The sequence below is a fragment of the Pyxidicoccus sp. M6 genome (genome assembly GCF_055568925.1).
Map to the genome: position 1 here is coordinate 2,009,185 of NZ_CM145714.1, position 14,809 is coordinate 2,023,993.

Here is a 14,809-nt window from a genome sequence, read left to right on the forward strand (position 1 = left end):
CGTGAGAACCCTCCATGTCTTGTGGCCCCTGGCCTGTTTATTCGCCTGCTCTGGACCCCCAGCTCCGGACGCGGCCGTCTGTCAGGATGTCGTAACCCGGCTGTGCCAGACAGCCGCCTGCCCTGGAGTCGGGGAGCAGCTCGCCCCGGGGCTCGACTGCGAATTCACCCTGCTGGAGCGCACCGGCTGCCGGGAGGAGGACTTCGTCTTCTCCGAGCCCACGCGCGACCGCGTCCTCGACTGTCGCGAGCTGCTGCTGACGGAGGACACCACCACGCAGACGCCTCCGTCCTGCGGCGACACCCTGAGCTTCCTCAACCAGTGCCAGGACGTGGCGGGCTTCTTCCGGGAACAAGGAGGTGAGCCATGAAGCGGCTCGGCGTGGCGGCGCTCGTCCTCGCGGTGGGATGCGCGCCCCTGGACGTGGAGCGGCGCAGCGAGCGCGGCCCCCTGGTGCGCACGTACACGCAGCAGAAGGTGCTCGGCGAGCGACTGCCCTACGCGAAGGTGGAGGCACAGTGGCCCAGGCTCACCCTGCACTTCACGCAGGCGGACGTCTGCCGCACGGAGTACCACGAGGAGTACGCGGAGGACGTCATCACCACCCGCTCCTCGCGCGGCGCCGCGGCGGCGGTGAGCACCGGCGGCGTCCTCACCGCCGTGGGTGGAGGCCTGCTGCTGGGGCGCTCGCTCTTCTCGGACCAGCCGCACGACCTCTCCATCGACCGCGAGGGCCACTACGGCGCGTCCAACCGCGAGCTGGCCACGGGGTGGGGCACAGGGCTCCTCATCCTCGGCGTGCCCGCGCTGGTGTCGGGGCTCGTCATGCTCTCCCGCAGCAGCGAGACGCACGCGGCGCGCAAGGCGGATGAAGTGGTGGCCATGCGCGAGCTGCCCTGTCAGCACCAGCCCATGGACGGCATGGTGGAGCTGGCCGGCGGCAGTGGAGCGCCGCCTCCGCCCCGCCTCACGTCCAAGGGGACACTCGTGCTCACCGCGGACGAGATGCGCGAGGAGTTCTTCACCGGGCTCCTGCTGGACGGCGCGCCCGTCACCCTCCAGGAGGACGGTGAAGACACGCTGGAGACATTCCGCACCTGCGCGCTGTTGCTGGCGCAGCCGGTGGAGCCCGAGGCGCTGGCCCGCGAGGCGAAGGAGCACCCGCACCGGCTGCGCATGAAGCGCGGCCTCGTGCAGATGTGCGACGCACTTCCTGGCGCTCCGACGGGCGCGCTGCTGGAGGCGCTCGACGTGGCGCTCGGAGGTGAATAGGCGCCTTTCTTCGGGACGACATCCGCGCCGACGCGCGGCGGACACCTGCTCTGCCCGAATCGCGGAGCACCGTTCGCTAAGTCACGCATCTGCCCTCTGGTACGGGGTCGAACCCGAAATCCATGTCCACCGTTTATTCCGGGCGTGATGGCTGGGCGGCGGCGAGCGGATGCGCACGCAGTCAGGTGCGTAGGTCCGCACATGGTCTCACAGCTCGGGGGGCTGGGGCGGGGCGTCGGCGCGACGTGCTCGAAGCAGGTTCCTGTCTCCCGCAGCGGGTCCACGGCGGAGCTGCCGTTGCGGAGTGCCGATGCGAAGTCGCCCTGGGGGTTTCACGCTCATCGAGGTGGCGGTCGTCCTTGCCATCCTCTCCGTCCTCCTCACCCTGTCCGTCATGGCGTTGCGCGTGCTGCCCGCGCGGGCGCGGATGTCCGGAGGCGTGCTGGAATTGAACGCCGCGCTGTCCGCGGCGCGTGCGCACAGCCTGGGCCGTGGCGTCCGCACGGCGGTGCTCATCGACACCGCGGAAGGTGCCCCGGAGCCCGAGGCGCGCATCCGCTTCTGGACGCTGGTGGACCCGTGGTTCCTCCTCGACGAGTCCATGGCAGAGCACTCGCAATGGCGCACGCCGGAGGAATTGCTGCCGCCGCTGCCCGCGCCCGCGGGCTCGATGTTCCGCGTGCTGGACTCGGGCCACTTCGGTGACTCCGTGCAGCTGGCGACCAAGGGGTACCGCTCGCTGGTGAGTCCTCCCATCCAGCCGAGCTGCGGCGAAGCGGGGGCTCCCTCGGTGGAGCTGTCCTCGGGCGCCGCGGATGGCTCGTGGGCCTTCCCTCCGCCGTTCTGCCAGGTGCCCGACGACAAGCCCTGCACCTTCTGCTCGCAGTCCGGAGGCACGGTGCGTGGCGCCATCCTCTTCGAGCCGGATGGACGCGTGTCGCTCCTCGACGCGCAAGGGCGCGAGGACTCGCGCGGCGCGGGCTCCATCGTCTTCGGCGGGCGCGAGGAGAACGCCGACGTGCGCGCCCTCGTGTTGCTGGGCACCGGCCTCTTCCGCTCCTTCGACGGACACCCGTGACTGCCATGACTCGCAAGCCTTCACGCCGCAACGCCGGCTTCTCCCTTATCGAGGCGATGTTCGCCGCCGTCGTCTTCACGCTGGGCATGACGGGACTGCTCGGCGCCATCATCCAGGCGCGCACCTCCACCGCCGCCGCGCGCCGCCACGTGCACGCGGTGGCGGTGGCCACGGACCTGGTGGCGCAGGCGCAGCTCTGGGCGTACGACGACCCGCGGCTGATTCCCTCGGGCTCGCCGTGCGCGGACGACCCCACCGACGCGGCGGGCCTGCTGCTGGACGCGGCCGCGCCCGGACATGACGCGTACGTCGCGTGCCTCCATGGCGAGGCGCAGCTCCGCTCGCAGCCCTGGCACGGGCTGCCCGAGGCGGACTTCCCCATCGGCTCGGGGCAGTGGGACCGCTACCGGCGCTACTTCGTCGTCACCGAGGTGGATGCGGACGGCCTCCCGGTGCCCGCGGCGCAGGCGCACTCGGGGGCGCGCAAGGTGGTGTGGGTGCTGGTGACGTGGAACGACGGCCGCATCGTCAGGCGTGTCACCAGCCAGGTCATCAAGTTCAACCCGGTGTCGCTGACGGGAATCAACGGGGGGCGGTGATGCGCGCGAGTCGGGGCTTCACATTGATTGAGATGTTGATGGGCACCACGGTGGCCATGCTCACCGTGCTCGCGGTGGCCGGGGCCTTCATCGCCTTCACCCGGAGCATCTACACGCAGGAGGGCATCCGCGGCGGCCAGGCCGGCATGCGGCAGGCGCTGCATGATTTGACGCGGCAGGTCCGCATGGCGGGCTACGGGCTGGAGCCGGCGTATGCCTTCGGACTGCCGGATGGCTGGTCGGGCTCGGGGCCCAATGCGTCGGACCGGCTGGTGGTGCGCTCGCGGGACCTGATGTTCAGCGCCGCCGTCGCGCAGCCGCTGGGCGCGTCCGCCGGAAGCATCCACGTGGCGTCGCTGCCGGTGTCGCTGCGCCGGGGACAGATTCTCCAGGTGGTCTGCCCCGGGGCGATGCGCTGGGGCTATGGCCGGCTGTCACAGGACGTGCCCGCTTCCAATGGCGCCACCGAGCTGCCGCTGGAGCCCGCGACGGGCGTGTTCCCGGACCTCGGCAATGTGTTCGACGAGCCGTGCTTCGACGGAGCGGTGGGGCTGCCCGCGCGCGTCTTCAAGGTGGACGTGCACGACTACTCCGTGCAGTTGGTGGACGACGACGGCCAACCGGGCACACCGCCCCGGCCGTACCTCTTCCGCGCGCACGGACTGGGCGCGAGGCCGGACGCGGTGGGCGAGCCCGTGGCCGAGGGAATCGAGGCCCTGCGCATCACCTTCCTGCGGGAGAACGGGGACGCCTTCGTGCCCCGGTGGGACGTGGCCCATCCGCCACCGGATTACGAGACGCCCGCGGGCTCGCCGCTGCGTCAGAACGACAACCCGGCCAACGTGCGTGCCGTGCGCGTGCGCCTCGTGGCACGTGCGTCCATGGCGGACTCGGTGCTGCGCGAGGCGGGGATGGAGGCACGCATTCCCGCCATGGCCGGCGAGAACGCACTGCCCGCGCCAGCCGGGTACCGGCGCTTCCTCTACGAGACGACGCTCGTGCCCCGGAACCTCCGCTCCACGGAGATGCCGCTGCCGGCCTACTCCCAGGACACCACCACACCCGGCGCGTGCACGGGCCGCATGCCCGCCGACGGACTTCTCTGCGCTGGAGGCTGAACCATGACATCCCCTCATCGAGGCTCGGTGCTGTTGCTGGTCGTGGTGCTGCTCGCGGTGGTGACGGTGCTGGCCATGGCCGCCATCGGCTTCTCCGGCACCGAGCGCGGCGCGGCGAGCAGCTTCCGCTCCAGCGAAGAGCTGGTGGCCTGCGCGGACGCGGGCCGCCAGTACCTCCTCTCGCGCTTCCGGCTCATCGGTCGCTCGCCCACGCAGTTGGAGCCCACGGACCAGCGCCTGGACCTCGCGGGCCTGCCCGGCTGCGGCGGTGGTGTGACCGGTGACGACGCGCGATGCATCCGCAGCGGCCACCTGGGCGAGCCGCCCACCGTCAGCGGCGTGCGGCTGGTGCCGCAGGTGACGTACGGCCGCCGCTCCAGCGCGAGAGACCTCTCCAACGTCATCGCCCCCGCCTCCGGCCTCGGCGGGCAGACCTACCAGGTCGTCGTGCACTGCCTCGACGCCCGGGGCGCCGAGAGCGAAGTCGAGTTCACGCTCCGCTTCGGCCTGTAGCCCTCATCCCATTCCCCACGCAGGAGCCGCCCCATGCGCCTGTTCCCCACGTTCTTCCGTCATGCTCCGCGCCGCCGTGCCGCCCTCGTAGGCGCCGTGGCAGGGGCCGCCGTCCTCTTCTCCGCCGGGCTCGCCATCTCCGGAGCCGTCTCCCCTCCGCCGCGCGCCGCGTGCTGCACGGGCCCCGTGGCCATGGGCGACGCGATGCTCCAGGCCCCGTCCGGCGCGGACAAGGACTTCTTCGAGGCGCGCACGCGTCCGCCCTCCGCCATCTTCCTGCTCGGCAACAACGCCTCCATGCAGGACTTCCACACGCCGCTGCCGGAGCTGGCCGGCATCCCCGGCGTCACCGGCTGCGACGACCCGACGCTGCGCGCGGGCATGGCGTGGTTCGACCTCCAATCCCCGAACGCGAGCTTCAACGGCTCGCGCATCTTCGACCCGGACGCGGCGCTGGGCGGCGGGCGCGGCTTCTTTGACCCGGACCGCTACTACCTCTCCTACGGCACGCGGCTGCCGCTGCAGAAGCTGGACAACGCAGACACCGCGGGTGACTCGACGACGCGGTACACCGTGCTGCGCGACTTCCACGGCACCCAGGGGAGCGCCACGCCCGAGGAGGCCTGTGCGCGCTGGCCGGGTGACGCGGCGACGCGCGCGGCCTGCGCGGCGTGCCTGCGCACCGTGGGCTGGTACCGCGGCGACAAGGACAATGGAGACCGCCGCCGCTGGGTGCTCAGTGGCCGCGTGCTGAACGTGCGGCCGCCCAAGTTCGTCATCGCGCGCAAGGCGCTGAAGGACGTCATCAACGCCGTGCCCGAGCTGCGCATGGGCGTGGCCACGTTCAGCCACAGCGACGACCTCTTCGACCCCGCGTGGCTCCTGCGGCCCCTGCGCCCGGCCTGCGACAAGTCCTGGCCCCAGTTCTCCGAGGACGACCTGCGGCGCTCGGAATTGGTGACGGCCGTCAACGCGGTGGAGTTCATCAACAGCGAGCGCTCCATCGGCGAGTCCCTCTACAGCCTCGGGGCGTACTTCTCCTCGCAGCGGCAGGACGACATCTGGGCGAACTGGTTCACCAACGATATCGGCGCGACGGAGGGCTACCCCGGCGGGCCGGACGGCACGCGCGACGACGCGGACGGGCGCGGCAAGCACTGGGCGCCGAAGACGTACGACTTCACCCACCTCGGAGGCACCTACGCGGACCCGCTGCCGCTGGAGGGCTCCGGCGACCAGAAGTCCGTGTGCGCCGCGTGCCAGGCCAACGCCGTCATCGTCCTGTCCGACGGCCGCCCGGACAACGACAACACCGTCCCTGTCTACAAGATGCTGAAGCTGCTGGTGGCGGCGGGCGCGAAGCACCCGGACGGCACGCCGCTGACGTTCAACCCCGGCGTGGATGGGAACCCCGGTGGGGTGAACTACTGCGACCGGTACGGCGCGACGAAGGAGGACTGCGACTACTTCGTCGACAACAACGGCGACGGGTTGGACGACGACCTCAGCGGTCCCAAGGGCGGCGACACGAACAACCGCAACTACATGGATGACGTCGCCTTCTTCCTCGCCAACGCGGACCTGCGCGGGGACATGGACGGCATGCAGTCGGTGCGCACGTACACGATTGGCTACGGTGACAACAGCCCCATGCTCCGCAGCATGGCGCGCGCGGGCGGCGGCCACTTCTACCGCGCGGACGAGCCGGGCCAGCTCCGCGACGCGCTCATGACGGCCATCGGCGACCTGCGCGAGACGGCCACGTCATTCTCCTCGGCCAGCGTCGCCAGCGTGCAGGCCGGCAGCGCGCAGACCTCCGCGTACGTGCCGCGCTTCATTCCCCGTAAGGGCCAGCCCTACGAGGGCCACCTGTACCGCTTCTACTTCTACGGCGAGTTCGCCCAGGGCTGCGACGCGGCCCGTGCCCGCACGCAGCAGGGAGACCCGCTGGACCTCAACGGCGACGGCGACTGCGATGACTCCTTCTACCTGGACCGGCCGGCGAGCTTCACGCCCGGGCCTGGCAACGTGCCGCTGCCCACCGCCTTCACGCGCGACAACGTCGTCGAGGAGAACGTCGCCGGTGAGTGGGTGAAGGCCGCCACCGCCCACCGCAACGCACAGGGGCGCCTCGAAGGCGGGGACCCGGCGGTGCCGTTCTGGGACCTGGCCGACACGCTCAGCCGCCGCAGCGCCTCCGCGCCGTGCGAGCAGCTCGGCAGTCCCGGCACGGCCATCCGGGCGACTGCGGGCCGCTGCGTCTTCACCATGAAGGACCGGGACGGCAACGGACGCTATGACCAGGAGGACAACCCGCCCGTGCCCTTCGACCTGCAGCACGCGGACGAATTGCGCCCGCTGCTGTTGGCTGGCGGTGACTTCTTCTGCGCGGATGTCTTCACCCGGCTGGACAAGGTGTGGACAGGCGGCGCTGCCGAGGAGCTCGAGTGCGCCCGCGCCGTCGTCGCCTTCGTCCGTGGGCAGGATGCCTTCGACACGGATGGAGACGGAGACCGCGGCGAGGACCGGCCGTGCCTGGGGGACAGCAGCCGCTCCTGCAAGCTGGGGGACATCTTCCACTCGTCGCCCATCCTGGTGGAGCCGCCCGCGGAGCCCTTCCTGTGTGACTTGGGCCTCGCGCCGCAGTGCCTGCGCACGCTCTACGCGGACTATGCGCAGGACGGCACGCCGCCCTCGTCCGAGCCGGTGTGCGGCAACAACACCCCGAAGCCGTGCTACCGCGCCACGCCCATGCAGCCGCCGCTGAGCCTGGTTGACGGCGACTACGGCGCCTATGGGCAGTACCTCCAGGCGCAGGGGCGCAGGGACCGCTTCCTGCTGGTGGGCTCCAACGGCGGCATGCTGCACGCGGTGCACGCGGGGCGTGCGCTCGACTCGCCGGGGCGCGGCGGCGCGCTGGATGACCTCTACGATTTGGGCACCGGCCAGGAGCTCTGGGCCTTCATTCCTCCGGACCTGCTGCCCAAGCTGGGGCTGCTCGTGCGGGGCCACGAGTACCTCGTGGACGGCACGGCCATGGTGCGCGACGTCTGGGTGGACGGGCTCGACGACAACCGGGTGGACGCCTCCGAGGGGAAGAACCGCGGCGACGGCGTGAAGCAGCCGGAGGAGTTCCGCACCCTGGCCATCATCACCGAGCGCGACGGCGGACAGCGCTACAGCGCGCTCGACGTGACGAATCCGTACGGGATGCTGAGCAACGCGGCGGGCGCGGCCGGCCCGTTCCGCTGGATGTTCCCCCAGGCGTGTGACCCGGAGTCCACGCGCATGGGACAGGCGTGGATGAACTTCGCGCCCAAGCCGCCGCCCATCGGCCCGGTGCGGTTGACGAGCTCCCGCGAGTCGCGCGGTTGGGAGGAACGCTGGGCCGTCTTCCTCAACGGCGGTTACAGCGCGGACCTCACGCGCGGGCGCGGCCTGTACGTGCTGGATGCGTGGACGGGGCAGAAGCTGTGGGCGTTCGGCTCGGACGCGCTGATGCCGGTGGCCGCCGCGCCCGCGCTGGTGGACGTGGGCAAGGCGCTGGACATCAAGACGGACCAGGACGGCTTCTTCGACACGGTGGTGGTGGGGGACCTGGGCGGACAGGTGTGGACCTTCCGGCTGCACGCGCCCGGTGATGACACCTCGGGCACGGTGGACAACTGGTACGGCGCGAGGACCTTCGAAATCGCGCGAGGTCAGCCGGCCCACCAGAAGACGCCCTTCTTCAACATCGCCTCCAACACGCTCCAGCCGGAGACGGGCTGGCTGCGCACCTTCCTGGGCTCGGGAGACCGGCAGCACCTGCGCGACTCGGAGGGCGACGCGTGCGGCCCGGAGAACCTCCTGGCCTGCGTGCGGATGAAGTGCGACGTGGCCCTCACCCTGTCCGGAGTGGTGGACGGCGTGTCGCGGACCAGCGTGCTCGAATACTCCGGCGGCGTGCTCACGCGGAACGAGGACCTGACGTCGGGCACACCGGTGAATGTCTGCGCGCCGGGCAAGCTGGAGCTGACACAACTGGCCATCGACTGCGGCACCACCGCGCTGGGCAGCGGGCAGTACAAGTTCCCCCCCAGCAGCGACGTGCCCTCGGGCTCACGCAGCGAGTGCACGCTGGAGGGCGGGCTGTGGCGGTGCGAGACACAGCGGCTCGCCTCGGGGAGCAAGGGCAAGCTGTGGCTGAGCAATGACGAGCGGGGCGTGGTTCCGCGCAACACCTACGTGGGCTTCTACAACTACGGCGGCTCGCGCATCTTCTCGGACGCGGCCTCCGCGCAGGCGCTGGACGCGCGCCGCTGGACGGACACGGATGACGCGTGCCCCACCGGCCAGGGCTGCGGCCTGCGCGACGTCACCCTGCCGCAAGGAGCGCTGCGCACGCGCCGGCTCCCGGGCGGCGAGATGCAGAGCTACATCACCACGGAGGACCTGGCGCTGCGGCCGCGCGCGTCCACCACGGGCGCGGGCTGGTTCCTGCGCTACGACGGGCTGGACGAGAAGACGGCCGCGGGCTCCAGCATCCTCGGAGGCATCGTCACCTGGCCGTCCTTCTCTCCGCCGGTGGCGGTGCCCGGCGAGTGCAGGGTGGGCGGCGCGGGCGACCTGGCGCGCTCGTGGCAGATGGACATCGTCACCGGCTGGCCGGACCAGGCGGAGGGCTTCAAGCTCTTCGACGACGACGGGAAGCTGGTGGGCTACATGCCCTTCAAGTCGCGCGACGTGCTGTCCCCGCCGTCCGAGCCGGCCAGCGTGATTACGCTCTCGCGCACCGGCGCCATCCGCTACACCACGCTGGACATGGGCGTGGGCAAGTCACCCACGCAGGAGACGCTGCGGCAGAACGACAACCCCGCCGCGGACATCTCCTGGGTGGAGGTGCCGCGCAGCGTCCACGTCTGCCGCCACGTGGACGCGCGGGCCTGCAAATAGACGCCGGAGCTACGGGCCGACGATGGCGAGCGCGCCGCGGTTGAAGTCGATGACCCGGCGCGCCACCTCCTGCACTTCCTTCGACGTCACCGCGGCCACGTGGTCCGCGTAGTGGAGGAAGTTGTCCAGGCCCAGGCCGTAGCACGTGTCCATGGCCAGGAGCCCCGCGCGGGCGCCGTTGCGCTGCAGGCCAATCTCATGCGTGCCGATGAGGTGCTGCTTCGCGCGGGCCAATTCCTCCTCGGGGATGGGCTCGTCGCGCACGCGCTCCAATTCCGCGCGGATGCCGGCCAGCGCCGCGTCCACCTTCTCCGGGCTGGTGCCCATGTAGACGGCGAAGTAGCCCGGGTCCACGCCTTCAATCGCGAACGAGCTCACGCTGTAGGCCATGGAGCGCTTGTCGCGCAGCTCCACGAAGAGGCGCCCGCCCTGGCCGGACAGCACCGTGGACAGCACCTCCAGCTCATGGCGCCACGGGTCTCCCACGCGGGCGGCCGGGAAGCCGAGGACGATGTGCGACTGGGCGCGGGCCAGGACCTTCTTCTCCTGGCGGGGCGCGTCCGGAGGCGGCTCCGCTGTGACGTGCGGCGGCGGGGCCGCCTTGCCGCGCGACTTCCCGAAGTACTCGCGCGCGAGGGCGAGCACCTCGTCCACCTTCACGTCGCCCACCACGCTGAGCGTGAGCTGCGACGGGTCCATGTGCGCCGCGTGCCACGCGCGCAGCTTCTCCGGCGTCAGCGCCTCCACCGAGGCCTGCTCGCCCAGCGACGCCAGGCGGTACGGGTGCGTGTGGTACAGCGTCTTGCCGAAGAGGTCGAAGGCCACGCTGGCCGGCTTGTCCTCGCGGGTGAGGATGTCCTGCAGCAGCAGCGTGCGCTCGCGGGCGAATTCCACCTCGGGGAAGGTCGGGTTGAGGAGGCAGTCCGCGAAGAGGCGGAAGGCCGGCTCGAAGTGGCGTGAGAGGAACTCGCCGCGCAGGCTCACCGAGTTGCGCCCGCCCTGGCCGCCGAGGCTGCCGGCGTACGCGTCGATGAGCTGGGAGATGTCCTCCGCGTCGTGCGACGGCGTGCCGCGCGTGAGCGTGCGCGTGAGCAGGGTGGTGATGCCGTTGTCGGCCGGCGTCTCGTAGCGCAGGCCCCCGGCGAAGGCGGCGCGCATGGCGAACAGCGGCACCGCGGGCTCCACGCGCACCACCAGCGTCGCGCCCGAGGGCAGCTTCTCCTGGATGATGTCGCTGGGGCCGGAGCCCGCCGCGCGGGCGATGCGCATGGAGGGCTCGCCGGCCGCCACCTTGCGCGGCTTGCGCTCGGGCGGAGCGGTGGCGGGCTCGCGGTCCACGCGGTCCAGCACCTCGTGCACCTGGGCCTCGGTGAGCTCGGCGCCCTGGGGCATCAAGGCGGTGAAGACGGCGCGGTCGAAGCGCAGGTAGCGCTCCGCGGCCGAGCGCAGGTGCTCCGGCGTCAGGCCGCGCACCGCCTCGTAGTAGCGCGCCTCCGCCTCCAGGCTGCCCATGCCGGACTGGTAGAAGCCCATCTTCCGCGCCACGCCCTGCACCGTCTCGCGCTGGTACACGGCCTCGGCCTCCACCAGCGCCTTGGCCGTGGCCAATTCCTCCGCGGACACCGGCATCGCGCGCAGCGTGGCCAGCACGCGGGCCGTCTCTTCGATGGCGCGCGCGGCATGTCCCGGCTGCGTCGTCATCGACGCGGAGAAGAGGCCCGGGTCCCTCGGCGTGTACGCGAAGGCGTGCACGTCGTTGGCCACGTTGTGGCGGCGCTTCACCTCGCGCACCAGCCGGGACGCATCGCCCTGGCCGGCAATCATCGCCAGCACGTCCAGCGCGGGCGTGTCCGGGTGGTCCGCCTGCGGAATGCCGAAGGACAGGTGCAGCCACGCCTCCTTCACGTCGTCCGGGCGCAGCAGGATGCGACGGCCCGTGGGCACGGGCTCGTCCGGGCGCTTCACGCCCCCTTCATACGGACGGCCCCAGTCCCCGCCGAAGATGTCCTCCACCCACTCGCGCAATTCGGACTCGCGCAAGTCACCCGACACGGAGAGCACCAGGTTCTTCGGCGTGTAGTGCCGGTGGTAGAACTCCAGCACCTTCTCGCGAGTGAAGCTGCGCACGCTCTGCTCGGTGCCGATGACGGGCAGCTTGTAGGGGTGCACCTGGTACGCGGTGGAGAACAAGTCCCGCGAGGCCCGCCGGGACGGCGTGTCCTGGCTGCGCTTGATTTCCTCGCACACCACCTCGATTTCGCGGGAAAGCTCGCCCGCATCGAAGGACGAGCGGCGCACCGCGTCGCCGAGGATGTCCAGGCCCGTGCGGGCGAACTGGCTGGCGATGACGATGTGGTAGACGGTCTGGTCGTACGACGTCCAGGCGTTGATTTCGCCGCCGTGGGCCTCCACGTCGCGGGCGATTTCACCTGGGCCGCGTCGCTCGGTGCCCTTGAAGAGCATGTGCTCGTGCAGGTGCGCCAGTCCGGCCTGGTCGGGGCGCTCGTCGGCGCTGCCGGCCTTGACCCAGACCTGGAAGGCCGCGACCTTGGCGGCGTGCTGCTCCTCGAAGACGACGGTGAGCCCGTTCGGTAGCGCGTAGCGGATGGCCATAAGGAACGTCCGAAGCTGTCACCAGCCCCCCGGGCCGGCAAGACAAGGTGTGATGTTTTCCCCTACTGGCTAACGTCTGGCCCCCCTGGCGTCGAGGAGACTGTGAGCCTGCCGTCCGACCGGCGGGACGGAGCGGGCCCGCCCCCTCGGCCAACGCGTCTATGGTGATGAGCGGCGGTGAGCGCTAACCTGCGTGCGCCCATGCCGTCACCTCCGGAAGAGGTGGATCCGTTCGCGGACATGCTCGAAAGCCTGGGCCTGGACGACACCAGCGCCGAAGCGGCCCCCCCCGCCGCCCCCGTCGCCGCTGTCCCCAGGCCCCTGCCGAAGCCCCCGCCCTCGGCCCCACCACCCGCTGCTCCGCCACCGCTGCCGCCCCGCCGTCCGGCCTCCCCCCAGGCCACCGCGCCGGCGGGCACGGGCACGCCTGCCTCCCCGGCCGCCAGGACCGCGGTGCCGGCCCCGTCGGCCACGTCCGCTGTCGGAGCGGCCCCGGCCGCGTCTGCGGGTGGCGCGGCCCTGGCCGCGTCTGCTGGAGGTTCGGCTGCGGCCGCGCCCGCTGGAGGTGCGGCTCCGGTGGCACGTGCCGTGCGGGTGCCGGGCAATGACCCCTTCAATGAACCGCCTGAAGTCCGGATGCCCATGGGGGGCTCTCCGGAGGAGAAGCTCGAGTACTTCCGCTCCGTCGTCCGTCAGAAGACGGAGACGCTGGCGCGCGCCCGCACGCTGTACGCCGAGCGCGACGGCGAGGTGAACGGGCTGAAGCAGTCGCTGACGCTGGCCCGCAAGGAGGCCGCGGAGGCCAAGGCGCAGCACGGGGCGGTGAAGGACGCGCCCGCGAAGCTGGCGCAGGTGTCGGAGGCCCTGGCGAAGGCGGAAGCCCGGGCCGCCGAGTCCGAGGCGAAGGTGTCCGCGCTGGAGGCGGAGCTCGCCACGGCGGAGGCGGACCGGAAGGACCTGTCGCGGGCCCTGGCCGAGGTGGAGTCGGAGGTACCCCGCCTCACCGCGGAGCTGGCCGAGGAGCGCGGCTCGCGCGGCGCGGTGGCCGAGGAGCTGGTGGGCGCCAAGGAGGCGCTGTCGCTGGCGCAGGACCGCGTGGCGGAGCTGGCCGCGCAGAAGTCGGAAGCGCAGGGCGCGCTGGAGGCGGTGCAGGAGCAGTATCAGCAGGCCATCGCCGACGTGGAGCGGCTGACGGGCGAGCTGGAGGCCGCCACCACCGACAAGGACTCGCTGGGGCTGCGCACCGCGCAGCTCGAGGCGGCGCTCGCCGAGGCGCAGGCCGCGCTGAGCGCGCAGGAGTCCGAGAGCGAGTGGTCCAAGAGCTCGCTGGAGGAGGCGCAGGCGCGGGCCCGCACGCTGGAGTCGGAGCGGGACGAGGCGCGCAAGCAGCTCGCGTTGGTGGAGGACGGGCTGCGGGGCCTTCAGGGGCAGGTGACGGAGCTGGAGCGCGCGCTGGCGCTGAAGGACGCGGAAATCGTCGGCCTCCGGGCGGCGCTCACCGCGCGCACGGCCGAGGCCGCGGAGCTGCCCGCGCTGCGCCAGGCGCTGGAGGGGCGCACCGGCGAAGTCAGCAAGCTCAACGCGAAGCTGGAGGCGGAGGTCGCCAAGGCGGCGGAGCGGGCGCAGGCGCTGGAAGAGGGACTGTCCCAGGCCAGCGAGCGCGCGCAGGCCGCCGAGGGTGATGCCGCCGCGCTGAAGGAGGCGCTGGAGGCGGCGGAAGTCGAGCAGGTGTCGCTGCGCGACAGGATTGAGTCCGACGCGGCGGCCCTGGGCGAGGCGGTGCACCAGGCCGAGGCCAAGGTGGCCGAGCTGTCCGGCGCCGTGGAAGCGGCGCAGGCCGAGCGCGAGGAGCTGAAGAAGCAGCTCGCCGCGACGGAGATGAAGGTCGCCACCAAGGACGCCGAGCGCGTGGGCCTCGCCGCCCGCGTGTCCATGCTGGAGACGGCGTCCGCGCAGCGCGAGGCGGAGCTGGCGCGGCTGCAGGGGGCGCTGACGCAGGCGCAGGCCTCCCTCTCGCAGGCCCAGAGCGCCGCGGCGCAGGCGCAGGAGGACGTGTCGCTGGAGCGCGTGCGGCGCGAGGCGGCGGAGGCCGAGCGCGCGGACGCGCAGGTGAAGCTGGCCGAAGTCGAGGCGCGGGTGGACGCGCTGACGGAGGGGCAGGGCGGCGCCGAGGCGAAGCTGGCGGAGCTCCAGGAGGAGCTGGCCGAGGCGCGCGCGGAGGCCGACAAGTCCGAGCGCCTGCAGCAGCAGGTGAAGATGCTGGAGGGTGCGCTCCAGGCCGCGAAGGCGCAGACGGCGGCGGCCGGCAAGACGGACGCGGCGCGCGCGGAGGCCGAGGCGAAGCTGGCGCAGGTGGGCCAGGCGCGCGCGGAGGCCGAGGCCAAGGCGACGCAGGCCGGCGCGGCGCGCGCGGCGGCGGAGGCGAAGCTGGCCCAGGTGGAGGCCTCCCTGAAGGCCGAGCAGGAGGCCCGGAAGGCGCTCGAGGAGAAGCTCGCGGGCGCGGCGGCCTCGGCGGCTCCGGCCGACTGGGAGTCGGAGCGCGAGAGCCTCAAGGCCGACGTGGCCAACCTCAAGCGCAAGCTGGTGGCGGCCGAGACGGCGCTCGAGAACGCGGCCGGCTACAAGGCGAAGATTGCCAAACTGGAGGCGCAATTGAAGGGGAAGAAATAGAGGTTTTCCCC

At 71.9% G+C, this 14,809-nt stretch carries 9 protein-coding genes; 8 read left to right on the forward strand and 1 reads right to left on the reverse strand.

Annotated features, from left to right (window positions below; translation table 11 throughout):
- Position 1: 1 nt before the first annotated feature.
- From ACVTJA_RS08415 to ACVTJA_RS08445, 7 genes are all read left to right on the forward strand, one after another.
- Positions 2-370 (forward strand): hypothetical protein, encoded by a 369-nt coding sequence (locus ACVTJA_RS08415; RefSeq protein ID WP_465835361.1) that lies wholly within the window; start codon positions 2-4, stop codon positions 368-370.
- The gene (locus tag ACVTJA_RS08420; protein WP_465835363.1) at positions 367-1,272 is read left to right on the forward strand and encodes a hypothetical protein; all 906 of its coding nucleotides are present in this window, start codon (positions 367-369) and stop codon (positions 1,270-1,272) included. Before ACVTJA_RS08415 ends, ACVTJA_RS08420 begins: the two co-directional genes overlap by 4 nt.
- 310 nt (positions 1,273-1,582) lie before the next feature.
- Positions 1,583-2,350, forward strand: coding sequence for a pilus assembly FimT family protein (locus tag ACVTJA_RS08425; RefSeq protein ID WP_465835365.1), 768 nt, complete (start codon positions 1,583-1,585; stop codon positions 2,348-2,350).
- Positions 2,351-2,355: 5 nt separating this feature from the next.
- A complete protein-coding gene (locus tag ACVTJA_RS08430; protein ID WP_465835367.1) occupies positions 2,356-2,949 on the forward strand; it encodes a type IV pilus modification PilV family protein in 594 nt (197 codons plus the stop codon).
- Positions 2,949-4,067: a PilW family protein gene (locus ACVTJA_RS08435; protein WP_465835369.1), complete on the forward strand. Its 1,119-nt coding sequence runs from the start codon at positions 2,949-2,951 to the stop codon at positions 4,065-4,067. Before ACVTJA_RS08430 ends, ACVTJA_RS08435 begins: the two co-directional genes overlap by 1 nt.
- A gap of 3 nt (positions 4,068-4,070) precedes the next feature.
- Positions 4,071-4,580, forward strand: a complete 510-nt coding sequence (locus tag ACVTJA_RS08440) for a hypothetical protein (RefSeq protein WP_465835371.1) — start codon at positions 4,071-4,073, stop codon at positions 4,578-4,580.
- A gap of 33 nt (positions 4,581-4,613) precedes the next feature.
- Positions 4,614-9,515, forward strand: coding sequence for a pilus assembly protein (locus tag ACVTJA_RS08445; protein ID WP_465835373.1), 4,902 nt, complete (start codon positions 4,614-4,616; stop codon positions 9,513-9,515).
- A gap of 9 nt (positions 9,516-9,524) precedes the next feature.
- Here ACVTJA_RS08445 and ACVTJA_RS08450 read toward each other — a convergent pair whose 3' ends face one another.
- Entirely contained in the window at positions 9,525-12,128 is a 2,604-nt protein-coding gene (locus ACVTJA_RS08450; RefSeq protein WP_465835374.1) for a M16 family metallopeptidase, read from the reverse strand.
- A gap of 201 nt (positions 12,129-12,329) precedes the next feature.
- Between ACVTJA_RS08450 and ACVTJA_RS08455 the strand changes: the two genes are divergently transcribed.
- Complete coding sequence (locus ACVTJA_RS08455; RefSeq protein ID WP_465840340.1) at positions 12,330-14,798, forward strand: coiled-coil domain-containing protein; 2,469 nt, start codon at positions 12,330-12,332, stop codon at positions 14,796-14,798.
- The last annotated feature ends 11 nt before the right edge of the window (positions 14,799-14,809 follow it).

Coding starts and splice junctions, on each gene's coding strand:
- ACVTJA_RS08450 (WP_465835374.1), bottom strand. CDS start 12,128: ATGGCCATCCGCTACGCGCTACCGAACGGGCTCACCGTCGTCTTCGAG.
- ACVTJA_RS08420 (WP_465835363.1), top strand. CDS start 367: ATGAAGCGGCTCGGCGTGGCGGCGCTCGTCCTCGCGGTGGGATGCGCG.
- ACVTJA_RS08430 (WP_465835367.1), top strand. CDS start 2,356: ATGACTCGCAAGCCTTCACGCCGCAACGCCGGCTTCTCCCTTATCGAG.
- ACVTJA_RS08425 (WP_465835365.1), top strand. CDS start 1,583: ATGCGAAGTCGCCCTGGGGGTTTCACGCTCATCGAGGTGGCGGTCGTC.
- ACVTJA_RS08440 (WP_465835371.1), top strand. CDS start 4,071: ATGACATCCCCTCATCGAGGCTCGGTGCTGTTGCTGGTCGTGGTGCTG.
- ACVTJA_RS08435 (WP_465835369.1), top strand. CDS start 2,949: ATGCGCGCGAGTCGGGGCTTCACATTGATTGAGATGTTGATGGGCACC.
- ACVTJA_RS08445 (WP_465835373.1), top strand. CDS start 4,614: ATGCGCCTGTTCCCCACGTTCTTCCGTCATGCTCCGCGCCGCCGTGCC.
- ACVTJA_RS08455 (WP_465840340.1), top strand. CDS start 12,330: ATGCCGTCACCTCCGGAAGAGGTGGATCCGTTCGCGGACATGCTCGAA.